We start from the raw sequence: 15,453 nt of genomic DNA, 5'->3' as shown, positions 1-15,453 counted from the left end.
TACTACCTACCCTATCTCATCCATGCAGACTGGCTGGCTGAAATCTTCCATTTATAAGAACGGAATGATCAGTTGAAAGTTCTGACAGTGCTGATAGATCGTCTTCTTCGATAGCTCGCTGTATGACATCACGAACTTTTGGCTTCATAACCTTTCTAGCCTGTTCAAATAGACGTTGGCGTAATTTAGGTCCTTTTTTGCCTAGAACCAATAAGAAATCTGCAAAAGCTCCCTCTAGAGCATCACTATCGTAGCATGCAATAGAAAGGTAGATACGCTTTGTATGCAGTCGCAGTTCATCCGGCTCTGCAGCTACCATTCGCGTGAAATGGTACAAAATTCTACGGCCTTGATGTCCACGGTAAATAAGGTACCTAGGATGTTGTGCATCGAAAGCTGCTTGAATGCGCCCGGTATTAGGACTATCAAAGTCGGCATTCAATTCCCAGTCAGCTAATGCATCCCAAATTAAAGAACTCACAAAATGCTCCTGCTTTTATTATTGATACATCCATAAAGAAGTCGTTACAAAATAAATAACTTATTCAGGATGGTTCTTTAGTTATTGGTAATATTCCAAACAGGTGTTTGTTTTATATCTCGACCGACGCAAGAATACAAATTTATCCATAAATTAATGCACTAATTAACAGTTTTCTTTGCCAAAAGTACAACCTTATCTAAGTTCACGGCAGATTAATTTTTTTCTTTAATATCAACCTAGTAAGAATAGCTCATTTTTCACCCAAGAATAAAAGTTTTATATAAAGTCTTAGTGATTTAGCTATCAGAGAGCAGAGTGAGTTGCATGCTCGATCAGACTGCATCATTTAATCAATAACACATTCCTCATCCCAAGATCAAAAAGCTCAGCATGTGCTGAGCTTCTTATGTTGCTGAAACATTCAAATCTATTTATCAAGCAACGCCTGCACCCACTCAATCTCCTTATGACCAAACCAGCTCTGAATAATCCTTAGATCCTTATCAAAATAGACCCACGTGGGCGTACCTTGAAAACCATTATTCAGAAACGTTCTCCCCATTTGACTCATAGGCAACAAACGCTGAGCTAAGTGAGCCTTAATGCTGTTCATAACCGTCTGTGACAACCGCTCTTTATCAAACACGTTAAAAATTGATTCTGCTAATTCAGATGAAGCAATGGTAGGCATAAACCAATCCATAACAACTGGCACATCCACTTCATAGGGTAATTTCTGCTGCCCTAACTGAGCGAAATAACGTTTAGAGTGAAGTGTTAGCTCCCCTTGCTCCATCAAAGCCTTGGTCGATTTGGCGTTATTTAAATTAAAATCTTCAAAAGCGGTAGAAAGTGCAAAAAAGTTGACACCCTTATTAGCCTCTTTCAGCCTCATTAGCATAGGTAATGCTCTAGATAAGCAACTAGGGCAATTAACTTGAAAAACCAGCATTAAATTTCGTTCGGATATCTCGACATTTCCTTTAATTGCCTGACCTAACTGTAGATCCAACTGCATACACTATCCTTTCATTGCTTAGCAAGTGCAGCTACAGCCTCATCAATGCTAAGCGGCTTGTAAAAGTAGAACCCCTGGAAAGTTGAGACACGCATCGCCCTGATCAGTTCAACCTGCTCTTTAGTTTCAACACCTTCAACGACAAGCTCCTTACGAAGTTTACGTCCAATTTCGACCATACCTTGTAGGACTACTCGAGCATCTTTTTGATCAGCAACGCATTGAACAAAGCTTCGATCGATTTTGATGACATCTAACGGAAGTCTTAATAAATAACTGAGGGATGAAAAGCCAGCCCCAAAATCATCTAAACATATGGAAAAGCCTATGGTTTTAAGTGAATTGAGATGTTTAATTGCAGCATCACTTCTGATTAGTGCATTTTCTGTAATTTCTAATTGCAGCAAGGATAGATCGGGCTTCAACTCGTCAGTAAGCCTCGCTATTTCACATATAAACTCATTATGGTGTAGTGAATTAGCAGATACATTGATCGAAATAGGCACATTAATCTGAGGGTTCTGTCTGAGTATCGCGCAAGCCTCCTCAAACACATATAGATCAATATCAAAGAACAATCCCGATTGTTCGATCACAGGAATAAACGCATTTGGAGGGACTACACCTTTAATTGGATGCTGCCATCTAATCAGTGCTTCATAACCGTTAACCCTCTCTGTTGTCGCATCTACTTTGGGCTGTAAAACTAAGAAAAATTCACGATTAACGAGAGCATTACGAATATCATTTAATAGATTTAGATGATTTCTAGAAACCTCTTCATACTCGCGATCAAATTCCTGTCCAGCACCACGACGATTTTCTTTAGCTACTTTGAGTGCTACTTCTGCATGTCGCAACATCTGCTCAGCAGTTTCTTGCGAAAAATCGTCTGCAAGCTCACTAGAACTACCTACAGTTATTCCTAAACGAATTGAATTTCCTTCTACAAATAATGGTTTTGCACACTCTCTAGCAACATCACTCGCATCCAGATCAGTATCAACCATCAAGATGGCAAACACATCTGTATGCAAACGCGCTAATAACGCATTCTCACCATAGATCCTTTTAAGGTTCCCCCCCATTTCGGCAAGCACCTTGTTACCATAGTCATAACCAAGGGATTCGATAATGTTATGAAAATAGTCGAGATCAGCTAGATAGATCGTACACCGACTACCTTTAGATCTTACAAATGTGAGTGCATTCTCTATCAAGCCCAAACGGCTATACAAATGAGTGACTGAATCAAAGTAAGCTGCTTTATTAAGATGAGAGAAAAATTTAGCATTCTCTAAACCTAACCCCACATTCATACAGAAAACTTGAAGTAACTCTTCATCTACATTCTGTAATCCTCTAGCCCCTTCAAGCATGATCACACCTTCCCACATAGAAGGAGTCGACAAATAAAGACCTGTATAGCGCTCACCAATACTATGCTGTTTGCTATCAAGCACATCTTTGACTAGGTAGCTCAAGCCATCTGTATCTAGTTGCTCAAGCTTACGCCCAAAAAAATGATCATATTTGTTAGATGCAGCCACTACAAAATATTCGTCTTCTAACCCTTTTCTTAACGCCAAAGGGCCATTATGCGGCCGCTGAGATACACAGAAAATACCATCAGCATCGATGTTAAAGAGCGCGCTAATCTGCAATAACACTCCTCTAGCGAAGTCGTTCACAGACCGTTCTTTAATAAGATCTGAAGACGCATCAATAATCGATCTCAAACCCAGCTTACTGTTTTCAAGTGCACAAAGGTGCTGGTAGGAACGAATGGCCGTTGCTAAAGCTGTAAATAACCGAGATTTAGTCAGCTCGTTTTTAGTTTTATAAGCGTTAATTTCATAACGCTCGATAATTTCATTTTCAGGTGCATAGCCAGGTTGGCCAGTTCTTAGAATGATTTGTACATTATGCCGATTTAGATCCTCACGAATCTGCTCAGCCAGTAGCAATCCGGCATTGGGGGTTTCCATAACCACATCAAGTAACACAACTGCAATATCATCATGCTTTTCTATAAGCTTATAGCCCTCCTCACCGCTATAAGCATGCAAAAATTTTAATGGGTGCCCCAAGATATCAGTTCTGGACAAAGCAAGAGTTGTTACCTGGTGAACTGACTCTTCGTCATCAATAATTGCAATTTTCCAAGGCTCTCGGGTGTCCTCCACTTCAGGTTCATTCGAATCATCTATGATATTTAAAAGCACATCACTCATCATCATTATCCTGTTTCGGAGCTACCAGAGGTAACACTACTTCAAATTGAGTACCCACTTTGCTCGACACTGATATAGATCCGCCTAGAACACCAGTGACAATGTTATGTACAATATTTAATCCTAAACCAGAGCCCCCTTGCCCTAGTTTCGTGGTATAAAACGGGTCAAAAATGCGGTTGATTTTTGACTCTTCAATTCCAGTTCCATTATCGTTAAAGTAAATTCTCACGCTGTTATCAAGACACGTAAATCTTATATTGATTTCACCGTCATCGCGCCCATCAAAGCCATGCATAATAGAATTATTAAATAGATTAGTTACAACTTGCCCAAGTGGGCCAGGGTAACTATCCATCATTAATTCGACATCACCTTCAACTCTATACTTGTAGTTTGTACCTTTTAATTGGTGGCGAACAGTCATCATTACTTCATCGATAACCTCTTTCAAAGCAAATTTCCGTCGACTAGAACTCGACTGATCTGTTGCTACTTGTTTAAAGTTTTGAATAAGGTGACTTGCCTTATCTAAAGAGCTTTCCATAACTGCAAATGATTCAGCTGCCTCTCGCTCGAATTGATCCAAGAATGACTGCTTAAGCTCACCCGCTTTTATAGAGCGCATAAGCTCATCAATATTTTCTTTTAGATGACTAGACATGGTTACCGAAACACCTATTGGTGTATTAATTTCATGAGAGACACCCGCGACCAAGGAACCCAATGAAGCAAGTTTTTCACTAGCAATGAGCTTATCCTGAGCCTGCTCAAGGTTTTCAAGCGCACTAGAAAGTTTATCTCGCTCTCCCTTAAGACTGGCTTGCATCTTCTCATCAGCTAATCGAAGCTCATCTAGCTCCGTTAACTCAGCCTGAAACTGCCTCAAACTATTGATGATGTCGCCAATTTCATCATTACGATTACTTTCAGCGATCTCAAAATCTCTCTCACCACCTCTTAGTTTATTAATGGATTCAGATATCGCTGTCATAGGCGCAAAAATAGACCGCTTCGTGTAGGTTACAATCGCGACTAAAAGTGCGACACCGCCAACGAGTGTAAATATCAGGAGATAGTTAACCTTATTTGATAGGTCAACCAGATCATTCATACTATTTTCAACTCGGCGCCTAGCATGGGAAGACATTCCTTCCAGAAGCTCTTCCAACTCGCCAAATGCGTTATGCTCTATATCTTCAATAGCCGCTAATGCGTCAATTCTGTTTCTAGCTGCATAGATTTCGAAAACTTCGGCCCCACCACTTTTAAGCTCATTAAACAACCGCTCTACTTCAGCTATGCGGACTAATTCATGAGGTTTTTTCTCTAAAGGCTTTAGGCTAGCAAGGAAGGATTCGAATTGAAGAGCGTTACCAAAGAAACTCTTACGGGCATTTTGATCTCCTAATACAAACCTATCTAAGTCGGCAAGCATATCCCCTGCCTCATCAACAAGCTCTAGGTAATATCGCACAGAAGGCAAATCATCATTAATAATCTGATCTAAATCGTTAGAAGAGCCAACGTCTGCAATCTCCTCTTCTTTCATATCGTCGAGAAGATTTTCGAGCGGACCACCGACCTCCCGGATAAGCCGGTTAATACTTCGAGTAGCTTGCTCCTCAAGAATGGGATCAAATCGACTAAAGACCCTTTTTTCAGCGTTCTCATTAGCCGTGGCAATTAAACGATCGACAGTGATCATTTTCTTATAGGCATCACTAATGGAGGGTATTTCCTTTCGATATTGGTCAAACTCTTCTTTATTCGCAAAATATTCTTGCTTCTCTTCAGACTCACCCAACACATACTCAAGCAGATTAGAATTCATATCTCCTAATTCATCTTGCATAGCTTGAGTATAGAGTGCGACAGGCATATCCCTTGTTGTGACCTCTTCACTGGACTCACTCACCTTGAGACCAACAACAATCTGTACAACAACAAAGACAGCAAAAACAACTGACACAGCTAATAAGCTGAGGTTAATACGGGTAAGAATAGAACTGCGTTTCATAGCCTCCCCCCACTGAAAGTATTCTCAGTATAGGATGCGTATTTCGAGACTGCAGAGACTAATACGAATTTTTAGATTAATTAGATCCTAAAACGAAAAAAGCCTGCTTAGCAGGCTTTAAATAATGATGAACAAACGCTCAAAGTTATAAATCAGGCAGATCATAATGAGATAAAAGCTCATCGATCTCACTTTTATTACCACATTCCTGTACTTGCCTAACTACATCTGGAGTTAGATGGGGCGCAAAACGCTGAATAAAGTCAAACATGTACCCACGCAAAAAAGTACCTTTTCTGAAACCAATCTTAGTCGTACTCGGTTCAAACAAGTGACTTGCATCTAAACGAACCAAATCACTATCTTGACGCTCATCAAAAGCCATTGAGGCAATAATGCCTACACCCAAGCCAAGACGAACATAAGTTTTGATCACATCAGAATCTACAGCAGTGAAAACAACTTTTGGTTCCAACCCTTCTTTGATGAAGGCGTCATCTAATTTTGACCGACCTGTAAATCCGAATACGTATGTCACAATCGGCTGTTCGGCTAAATCAGCCAGCGTTAACTTAGAAACTTGAGTTAAGGGATGACCTTTAGGAACAACTACAGAACGGTTCCAGCGGTAGCAAGGCATCATAATTAAATCACTAAAATGCGCCATGGCTTCAGTCGCTATCGCGAAATCAACTGAACCATCAGCCGCCATCTCAGAAATCTGCATCGGTGTACCTTGATGCATATGAAGGGAGACTTCAGGATACTCCTTCATAAATCCAGTGATAGTAGGCGGAAGCGCATATCGGGCTTGAGTATGGGTAGTTGCAACATCCAAACTGCCTTTACGCTCATCACTAAACTCTTGAGCAACCTGCTTGATACTTTCAACTTTCTGCAGAATTTCTCCTGCAACAGACAGAATAGCCTGACCTGCTGGTGTGACACGGGTAAGATGCTTACCACTACGGGCAAACACCTCAACCCCTAGCTCATCTTCGAGCAATCTGATTTGCTTACTAATGCCAGGCTGTGATGTATATAGGCTTTGAGCTGTGGCAGAGACATTAAGGTCATGTCTTGCAACTTCCCAGATATAACGCAGCTGCTGCAATTTCATCAAACACTCCAGATAAACTCAGTAGATATGTAATCGTTTAGTAATAAAAAACGACTCTAATATAACAGTTTAGAATAAAATCTATCCTAATGCATCTAAGTTATAAAGGAATTATAAGCGGCTATTTAAACGCCTAATTTCTTCATCTTGAGTTATTATTTTTTTCTCTAAACTAGATATCTTAGCTAGCGCTCTTACCAGCTCTTCTTCTTTATCTTTGAATTGATTTCTGACACTAGATTCACGGCGTGATTGCTCATTAGCAATAGCCACTTGTTTCTGCCTAGCCTTTCTCAACTCCTCATCAAGCTCTTTAATTTTGCTTTCTAACCTCTTGTTTTTATTGGTTTCAGATAGAAGCTGAGTATTGATTTTAGATAGATCTCTATTCTGGCCACTACTATCTTGCTTGATCTTTTTGAGTTCGTCTTCGAGGCTTTTTATTTGTGTTTTCTGCGTGTCATGTTTTACATCTTTACGCGCTAGTTCAGCTTGTAAATCATGAATAGACTTAGTCAAAGCCGATTCCTTTTTACCCACTTCATCACGCAACTTTTCTAATGCGCCACGGTAATAGCGAACGTCAGCATCGGCTTTACTTACCGCATCAAGCGTATGTCTTTGCTCATCTTTAATACGCTGATCAAATGTTCGCTTACTGTCATCGTGAGTTTTTCGTAGATGAGTAAGCTCTTGTTCAACGTTAGATTTGGCCTGCTCTTCTTGCTTACGCTGAGATGTTTCCGCCATTAAGTTAGATTTCAAAACCTCAATCTCAGCTTCTAGCCCTTTAATCTGAGAATGAATCTCTTCATTTCGGCTGATTTGATTACGAAGTTTGTCTTCTAATTCTAATAATTGACCACGAGATGCTTGTAGAGATTCATCTGCCTCACGGCGAACAACATCAATTCCAACCTCTTGACGGTGTTTCTCTTCGACAAACTTGCTACTCGCCTCTTGAACAGCCTGCTGCCATACACGTGCAAACGCTTGCCCCAAAACTTCCGGTACGTCCGGAACAACGATAGACGATGCGGAAACAGATAACCTTTCTGGCACCAACTCCCACCAACTATCAAAATACCCTTCAATCTCTGCTGGTTGGTGACCAAGAGACTCTGCAACAACTGATAATGTTGGCTGAACACCCGCCATTAATAATCGATCAGCAGTTGCATAAGTTTTATCTTTTAATTCCATATCACTCATACAGAGAAACCTACTTACTATTAATACTTTTAAAACGTTTTACGGCTTTTTGTAACTGCATATCTAATGGTGCTTTGACTATCTTTCGCCCACCAGAAGGTAATGGGAAACGTAATTCTGCCGCATGAAGAAACAGGCGTTTAAATCCATGCTCTCGCATTGCAGCATTATCTTCATCTGGCGTGTACTTTTCATCCCCGACAATAGGATGGCCAGCAAATTGACAGTGAACTCTAATTTGGTGTGTACGACCGGTTATCGGTCTAGCCTCAACCAAGGTAGCTTGGCGACCAAAACGCTCAAGGACTTTGTATTCAGTTAACGAAGCCTTACCGTCTGCTGCAACTTTGACAACACGTTCGCCTGATTTAAGCTCGTTTTTACGTAGAGGTGCATCGATTTTACGCTTTCGCTCATTCCAACTACCAATGACTAACGCGTGATAAATTTTAGTGATAGTGCTTTTCTGCAAAGATTCATGCATTAATTTAAGCGCACTACGCTTTTTAGCCATCATGATACAACCTGATGTATCGCGATCTAAGCGATGGACTAATTCTAGAAACTTGCATTGAGGACGCATCTGACGAAATGACTCGATCAACCCCAAACTAATACCACTGCCTCCATGAACAGCGATACCAGAAGGCTTATTTACCACAATGATGTCGTTATCTTCGTAAAGGATAGACGATTCTAATTTTTCACTGAGCTGATCACTAACTTTAGCTGGCTCTTTTTTATCGGCTAAACGTACAGGCGGGATTCGAACTAAGTCATTTAGCTTTAGACGATACTCCGGCTTTACGCGTTTTTTATTTACTCTAACCTCGCCTTTTCGAAGGATTCGGTACACAAGGCTTTTAGGTGCGCCTTTAAGAGCAGTGATTAAAAAATTATCGATCCTCTGCCCATCATTATTTTCAGTTATTTCTACGAAACGAACCTTGCTTGCTTCTTGACTGTTTTGCTGTGACATATTTGATATGAAAACCGATTACCGAATTGATGCACTAGTTGATAGCTGCTATATTCTAGCGCTGCTGCAGTCTGTTGGCTTTATCTTTTTTCACAGGTGCCGTAATACAGACCAAATATCACAGTTAAATACGCTGTAGATGCCGTCAGCAACAAAGAATTTAATTAAAAAGCTTTTCACCCAGCCGAGTATGACCGGTTGGAGGTAGAGACGTACTTTAGCCAGGAACCTGCTTTTAAGAAGCAGTAACAATTAGCTAGAAGAAGAAATAGGCTACTGATTCCTCTACCGTGGACGATTGATACGCCGATTGCGTATTAATAAAAATTACCATCAGATTAGATGGCTTTAATCCCTGCGCACCATATTGCTGCAGGCTTGGCTATTATAGCCGCCCGAAACATAATTGATCGGGTAAATGCCTTATATACTGCATGTGAGTCCAAAAGACGGGTACCCTCTGGGCACTCTGGCTTGGCGAAAAGCGTTCTATTAAGAGAACGTCATGAAAAGAATGCTTATCAATGCAACTCAACCTGAAGAGTTGCGTGTAGCACTGGTTGATGGCCAGCGCTTATATGATCTGGATATTGAATCCGGCTCAAGAGAACAGAAAAAAGCCAACATTTATAAAGGCAAAATCACCCGCATCGAACCAAGCCTAGAAGCTGCGTTCGTAGATTACGGTGCTGAACGCCATGGCTTCCTACCGCTTAAAGAAATTTCTCGCGAATACTTTATCAAGCCACCTACTCGCGGCTCACGCCCAAACATTAAAGAAGTGCTGAAAGAAGGCACTGAAGTTATTGTTCAGGTTGATAAAGAAGAGCGCGGCAATAAAGGTGCAGCACTAACCACCTTCATTAGCCTTGCCGGTCGCTATCTTGTTCTTATGCCAAACAACCCTCGTGCAGGCGGCATCTCCCGCCGCATCGAAGGCGAAGAACGCACACAATTAAAAGAAGCACTTTCCGGCGTTAATGTTCCTAAACAGATGGGCATTATCGTTCGTACAGCAGGTGTTGGCCGCACAAGCGAAGAGCTTCAGTGGGACTTTGAATACCTTCAAACACTATGGACTGCTATTAAGCAAGCCTCTGAAGAAAAGCCTGCTCCATTCCTAATCTATCAGGAAAGCAACGTAGTAATCCGTGCCGTTCGAGATTACCTACGCTCAGATATCGGCGAAGTTTTAATCGACGACCCACAAGTTTTCGAAGATGCTAAAAACTTCGTTAAGCAGGTAATGCCTACTTACGAAAACAAAATTAAGCATTACTCCGAACAAACACCATTGTTCAATCGCTTCCAGATTGAGACTCAGATTGAAACCGCATTCCAACGCGAAGTAACACTTCCGTCTGGCGGCTCAATCGTAATTGATCCTACAGAAGCACTTGTTTCGATCGACATCAACTCCGCGCGAGCAACACGTGGCGGTGATATCGAAGAGACAGCTCTTCACACCAACCTTGAAGCAGCTGACGAAATAGCACGCCAATTACGTCTGCGTGATATCGGCGGCTTGGTTGTTATCGATTTCATCGACATGACACCAATCAAGAACCAGCGTGAAGTAGAAAATCGCCTGAGAGATGCCCTAAAACTTGATCGCGCTCGCGTACAAATGGGACGAATCTCTCGCTTCGGCCTACTTGAGATGTCTCGTCAACGCTTACGCCCTTCTCTTGCAGAAACACGCGGCGTTGTATGTCCACGCTGTAACGGCCAAGGCACTATCCGTGATACGGAGTCTCTTGCTCTATCCATTCTTCGCCTTATTGAAGAAGAATCTGGTAAGGACCGTACAGCTCAAATCCGTGCAATTTTGCCGGTTACTGTAGCAACATACCTACTCAACGAAAAACGTCATGCGGTTCATGATATTGAACTTCGCCAAGATGTTCGTGTTGTTATTGTTCCTAACCCGAACATGGAAACACCGCACTACGAAGTTGTTCGTTTACGTGACGATCACACCGTTGCGACAACAAATGACGCTAGCTACACGATGCAGCCAGAACCAGAAGAAGCTGAGTCACTAGAAGCTGCAGCTACCTCCCAAGCTACAGCTCCTCGCGAACAAGCAGCTGTGCGCAGCGTTACTCCTAAAACACCTGCACCAGAAGCCGCAACAGAAGCACCTAAAGCAGAAACACCTGCCCCAGCACCAGTTAAAAACAATGAGTCCCTTGGCAGCCGTGTAGTTGGCATGTTCAAGAGCCTCTTTGGTGGCGGCAGCTCAGAAACAACAACTGAGCAAGAGCAGCCTAGTGAAGAGAAGAGCACTTCACGCCCTAAACGTAAGCGTAATGAACGCACTGATTCAAGCCGCAAGCGTCGCCGTCGTGACAATGATCGTAAGCGCACTCCAAAGCAGAACGATGAGATCATTACCGTACAACCAGAGCCTGATCAGCCTCTAAACCAAAACGAAGATAAGCCAAAGCGTCGTCGCCGCAAACGTAAAGGCGAGAACGAACAGGTAGATTCCAAAAGCAAACAGGATCTGAGCAACACAGACTCTCAGAACACTGAAGAGCAAGAAGAAGCACCACGCAATCCACGTCGCCGTGGCCGTCGTCGTCGCACCACTGAACGCTCTGCTAAACGCACTAATAACGTAGCAACAGAAGTTGAAACTAAAGAAACAACACAAGTTGCTAAAGCTACTAGTGATGAAGCAAAAGCTCCAAACACAGCAAGCGAAAGCCCTGAAGCTAAAGCACCTGAAGCAACATTTGAAACAACGCCAACTGAAACTACAGAAGCAACTGCGACTGAAACTGCAGAAGTGACTGAAACTGTAGAAGTAACTGAAACGGCAGAAGTAACTGAAACGGCAGAAGTTACTGAAACTTCAGAAGTCACTAAAACTGCAGAAGCAACTGAAACGGCAGAAGCAACTGAAACTACAGAAGCAACTGAAACTACAGAAGCAACTGAAACTACAGAAGCAACTGAAACTACAGAAGCAACTGAAACGGCAGAAGCAACTGAAACTACAGAAGCAACTGAAACTACAGAAGCAACTGAAACTGCGGAAGCGACTGAAACTGCAGATGCAACTGAAACTGCAGAAGCAACTGAGACCACAGAAGCAACTGACACCACAACAGCAGAGCCAGAAGCCAATCAAAGACCTGTTCGTAAACGTCGCACTCGTCGCGCACCTAACGATCCGCGCGAAGTTCGCAAACGTCAAAACACCGAATCAGAGTCAACTGAGAAATAATTTAGAAACAAATAAAAAAGGGGCTACTTAGCCCCTTTTTCTTTGCCTGATATAAAGACCCACCAAGCAATTAATACAAAATTACTTCTTCTTAAAAATATCCAGCAACTTCTTCTTTGAATCAGTTTCTTTTGAGGGTAAAGCCTTTTCGAATCTTTTCTGTATAGATTCTAACTTTTCTTCTTTTTTCTTGTGTTTTGCCTTCTCTCTAGAAGCATCCAAACTAACAACTTTACCTGACATAAATCACCCACCGCTTAGCGTCTGTCTTGCGACTCAGTTCCACGTTTTTCGTGAGAGTCTTGAGCTTCATTTGGTTGTTTAGGTTTTTGCTCAGCTTTCCACTGATCCAGCTCATCAAAATAGATATCCCAGACACATTGAGAACACCCACTTTCGCAACACTCAAAGTCCCCAGGGGGAACTGGCTTTTCTTTCGAACTCATATAAACCTCACTCACAAGTTCATTCTACAAAAGAAAACACCTATTGAAATTGCAATTAAACCTAAAGTATCACACAAGCACTCAACACAAAAACTGCAACAAAAGTAAGCTATAAATAGTAGTCGAACTACAAAAAAACTAACGAGTTAGCGCTTTTTTGCATTGCAACAAGCGCAAAATTAAAAAAAAGTTGTAAAAACACAACAACATTAGCCATAAGTACATAGGCCAGACGTATGACTCAGCGTCTAATTTCAGTATAATTCTGTCACTAAATTACAACCATCGGGTTTAAAAATAGTGGAGAAAGGCGGCCACAAGCCACCTTGATTTAAACCCTTGGCCGCACTGCCATAAAACTTTGGGGATTACAATGACTACAAAAAAACAAACCATCTATTACACCCTAACCGACGAAGCACCATCCTTGGCGACATGTTCACTTCTGCCAATTGTAAGAGCTTTCACTTCTGCAGCAGACATCGACGTAAAAATCACAGATATCTCTTTAGCTGGGCGCGTACTGTCCGCCTTCCCTGAGAAGCTTACTGCAGAACAGCGTGTTGAAGATGGCCTAAAGTTTCTAGGCGAACTAACTCAAGATCCGGAAGCAAACATCATCAAGCTTCCAAATATCAGTGCTTCAATCCCTCAGCTAAAAGCATGCATCACTGAGCTTCAAGGCCAGGGCTACGATATCCCTGATTATCCAGAAGATCCAAAGACGGATGAAGATGTAGACGCACAACAGCGCTACTCAAAAATCCTTGGTTCTGCAGTAAACCCAGTCTTACGTGAAGGTAACTCTGACCGTCGCGCACCAGGTGCAGTAAAAGCTTTTGCTAGAAAATTCCCACACTCTATGGGCAAATGGAGTAAGGCTTCTCGTACACACGCCGATTACATGCGCGACGGAGACTTCTTCTCTAGCGAACAATCCCTAACTATGGAAGAAGCCGGCACAGTTCGTATCGAATTCGTAGATCCAGCTGGCAACGTTGAAGTTAAAAAAGAAGTTAGCCTAGAAAAAGGTGAAATCTTCGACAGCATGCGCATGAGCTGCAAGGCCCTACGTGAATTCTTTGAAGAGACTCTGCAAGACGCTCAAGAAACTGGCGTTATGTGGTCACTACACGTTAAAGCTACAATGATGAAGGTTTCCCACCCTATCGTTTTCGGTCACGCTGTAACTGTATTCTACAAAGAGCTATTCGATGAGTACGGTGACTTCTTCGAAGAACTTGGTGTAAACCCAAATAACGGTATTGGTAGCGTATACGATAAGATCGCTGATCTTCCACGCTCCAAGCGTGAAGAGATTGAAGAAGCGATTCACGCATGCCACGAACACCGCCCAGAAATGGCGATGGTTGATTCTGTAAAAGGTATCACTAACCTACACGTTCCATCCGACGTAATCGTTGATGCTTCTATGCCAGCAATGATCCGTAACGGTGGCAAAATGTGGGGCCCTGATGGTCGTCCAAAAGATACTAAAGCAGTAATGCCAGAGCGCACTTACGCACGTATCTACCAAGACATGATCAACTTCTGTAAAACAAACGGCGCTTTCGACCCAACTAAAATTGGTACAGTTCCAAACGTTGGCTTGATGGCTAAGAAAGCAGAAGAATACGGTTCTCACGACAAAACTTTCGAAACTGAAGCAGGCACAATGCGTGTAGTAGCTGCGGATGGCACTGTTCTCATGGAACACGAAGTTGAGAAAGGCGATATCTGGCGCGCATGCCAAACTAAAGATGAGCCAATCCGTGACTGGGTTAAACTAGCTGTTACTCGTGCTCGCCAGTCCGACACTCCTGCTATCTTCTGGCTAGACCAAGAACGTGCGCACGATCTTGAATTAACTAAGAAAGTTAACGAATACCTAAAAGATCACGACACTGACGGCCTAGAGATTTACGTTAAATCTTACAGCCAAGCTATTCGTTTCACTATGGATCGCATGGTTCGCGGTAAAGACACTATCTCCGTTACTGGTAACGTACTACGCGACTACCTAACCGACCTATTCCCAATCATTGAGCTTGGTACTTCTGCGAAAATGCTATCAATTGTGCCAATGCTTAAAGGTGGCGGCATGTATGAAACTGGCGCAGGCGGTTCTGCTCCTAAGCACGTACAACAGGTTGAAGAAGAGAACCACCTACGTTGGGACTCCCTAGGTGAATTCCTAGCACTAGCTGTATCTCTTGAAGATCTAGGCATCAAGCAGGGCAACAAACGCGCTGCCGTACTTTCTAAGACACTAGATGCAGCTACAGGTCGACTACTAGAAGAGAACAAATCGCCTTCTCGTAAGACTGGTGAGCTAGATAACCGTGGCAGCCACTTCTATCTAGGCCTATTCTGGGCACAAGAAGTAGCCGCTCAAACTGAAGATCCAGAACTTGCAGCAGACTTCAAAGAGCTTGCTGAAACTCTAACAAGCCAAGAAGATCAGATTATATCTGAGCTTGCTGAGTGCCAAGGCTCCCCAGCTGAGCTTGACGGCTACTACCACGCTAAACGCGACTTGGTTAAAAAGGTTATGCGTCCAAGTACTACACTAAATGCAGCACTTGCAGCAGCAACTAAATAATTAGCGATCCGCTAACAAAAAACCCGGCTTAATGCCGGGTTTTTTATTATCTACAACAGTCTTTACTATACTCATAGGCAAAGCGCTAAAACCAGCTCAGTAG

The 15,453-nt window shown here is 42.5% G+C and carries 11 protein-coding genes; 2 read left to right on the top strand and 9 right to left on the bottom strand.

The genetic code is table 11. The features are described from left to right. Positions 1 to 16 precede the first annotated feature (16 nt). The 7 genes from ACMXYP_RS08210 to rluC all read right to left on the bottom strand — a co-directional run bounded on the left by ACMXYP_RS08210 (position 17) and on the right by rluC (position 9,067). The gene (locus ACMXYP_RS08210; RefSeq protein ID WP_415884526.1) at positions 17 to 481 is read right to left on the bottom strand and encodes a hypothetical protein; all 465 of its coding nucleotides are present in this window, start codon (positions 479 to 481) and stop codon (positions 17 to 19) included. A gap of 430 nt (positions 482 to 911) precedes the next feature. Next, positions 912 to 1,502, bottom strand: coding sequence for a hypothetical protein (locus tag ACMXYP_RS08205; protein WP_415884525.1), 591 nt, complete (start codon positions 1,500 to 1,502; stop codon positions 912 to 914). 11 nt (positions 1,503 to 1,513) lie between these two features. Further along, entirely contained in the window at positions 1,514 to 3,736 is a 2,223-nt protein-coding gene (locus tag ACMXYP_RS08200) for an EAL domain-containing protein (RefSeq protein ID WP_415884524.1), read from the bottom strand. Beyond that, complete coding sequence (locus ACMXYP_RS08195; RefSeq protein ID WP_415884523.1) at positions 3,729 to 5,756, bottom strand: ATP-binding protein; 2,028 nt, start codon at positions 5,754 to 5,756, stop codon at positions 3,729 to 3,731. The genes ACMXYP_RS08200 and ACMXYP_RS08195 overlap by 8 nt, the downstream gene beginning before the upstream one ends. Positions 5,757 to 5,901: 145 nt before the next feature. After that, positions 5,902 to 6,876: an HTH-type transcriptional regulator CysB gene (gene cysB / locus ACMXYP_RS08190; protein ID WP_415884522.1), complete on the bottom strand. Its 975-nt coding sequence runs from the start codon at positions 6,874 to 6,876 to the stop codon at positions 5,902 to 5,904. A gap of 111 nt (positions 6,877 to 6,987) precedes the next feature. Beyond that, positions 6,988 to 8,088 (bottom strand): DNA-binding protein, encoded by a 1,101-nt coding sequence (locus ACMXYP_RS08185; protein ID WP_415884521.1) that lies wholly within the window; start codon positions 8,086 to 8,088, stop codon positions 6,988 to 6,990. Between the two features lie 10 nt (positions 8,089 to 8,098). Continuing rightward, entirely contained in the window at positions 8,099 to 9,067 is a 969-nt protein-coding gene (gene rluC, locus ACMXYP_RS08180) for a 23S rRNA pseudouridine(955/2504/2580) synthase RluC (RefSeq protein WP_415884520.1), read from the bottom strand. 505 nt (positions 9,068 to 9,572) lie between these two features. Between rluC and rne the strand changes: the two genes are divergently transcribed. Next, complete coding sequence (gene rne / locus ACMXYP_RS08175; protein ID WP_415884519.1) at positions 9,573 to 12,302, top strand: ribonuclease E; 2,730 nt, start codon at positions 9,573 to 9,575, stop codon at positions 12,300 to 12,302. Positions 12,303 to 12,383: 81 nt separating this feature from the next. On the opposite strand, the gene ACMXYP_RS08170 is transcribed toward rne, so the two are convergent. Both ACMXYP_RS08170 and ACMXYP_RS08165 read right to left on the bottom strand, forming a co-directional pair. Further along, on the bottom strand, positions 12,384 to 12,545 hold the full coding sequence (locus ACMXYP_RS08170) for a hypothetical protein (protein WP_415884518.1): 162 nt from the start codon (positions 12,543 to 12,545) through the stop codon (positions 12,384 to 12,386). A gap of 14 nt (positions 12,546 to 12,559) precedes the next feature. Further along, entirely contained in the window at positions 12,560 to 12,748 is a 189-nt protein-coding gene (locus ACMXYP_RS08165) for an oxidoreductase-like domain-containing protein (protein ID WP_415884517.1), read from the bottom strand. Between the two features lie 373 nt (positions 12,749 to 13,121). Between ACMXYP_RS08165 and ACMXYP_RS08160 the strand changes: the two genes are divergently transcribed. Continuing rightward, positions 13,122 to 15,350, top strand: a complete 2,229-nt coding sequence (locus tag ACMXYP_RS08160) for an NADP-dependent isocitrate dehydrogenase (RefSeq protein ID WP_415884516.1) — start codon at positions 13,122 to 13,124, stop codon at positions 15,348 to 15,350. The last annotated feature ends 103 nt before the right edge of the window (positions 15,351 to 15,453 follow it).

Source organism: Neptuniibacter sp. QD34_54 (assembly GCF_047778055.1).
GTDB lineage: Bacteria > Pseudomonadota > Gammaproteobacteria > Pseudomonadales > Balneatricaceae > Neptuniibacter.
Note: the sequence above shows the minus strand (reverse complement) of the source record. Positions and strands in the feature narration are given on the sequence as shown.

What these genes read in the sequence shown, in the direction of transcription:
- ACMXYP_RS08160 (WP_415884516.1), top strand. Translation starts at nt 13,122, where the DNA reads ATGACTACAAAAAAACAAACCATCTATTACACCCTAACCGACGAAGCA.
- ACMXYP_RS08195 (WP_415884523.1), bottom strand. Translation starts at nt 5,756, where the DNA reads ATGAAACGCAGTTCTATTCTTACCCGTATTAACCTCAGCTTATTAGCT.
- ACMXYP_RS08165 (WP_415884517.1), bottom strand. Translation starts at nt 12,748, where the DNA reads ATGAGTTCGAAAGAAAAGCCAGTTCCCCCTGGGGACTTTGAGTGTTGC.
- rne (WP_415884519.1), top strand. Translation starts at nt 9,573, where the DNA reads ATGAAAAGAATGCTTATCAATGCAACTCAACCTGAAGAGTTGCGTGTA.
- ACMXYP_RS08200 (WP_415884524.1), bottom strand. Translation starts at nt 3,736, where the DNA reads ATGAGTGATGTGCTTTTAAATATCATAGATGATTCGAATGAACCTGAA.
- ACMXYP_RS08170 (WP_415884518.1), bottom strand. Translation starts at nt 12,545, where the DNA reads ATGTCAGGTAAAGTTGTTAGTTTGGATGCTTCTAGAGAGAAGGCAAAA.
- ACMXYP_RS08185 (WP_415884521.1), bottom strand. Translation starts at nt 8,088, where the DNA reads ATGAGTGATATGGAATTAAAAGATAAAACTTATGCAACTGCTGATCGA.
- ACMXYP_RS08205 (WP_415884525.1), bottom strand. Translation starts at nt 1,502, where the DNA reads ATGCAGTTGGATCTACAGTTAGGTCAGGCAATTAAAGGAAATGTCGAG.
- rluC (WP_415884520.1), bottom strand. Translation starts at nt 9,067, where the DNA reads ATGTCACAGCAAAACAGTCAAGAAGCAAGCAAGGTTCGTTTCGTAGAA.
- cysB (WP_415884522.1), bottom strand. Translation starts at nt 6,876, where the DNA reads ATGAAATTGCAGCAGCTGCGTTATATCTGGGAAGTTGCAAGACATGAC.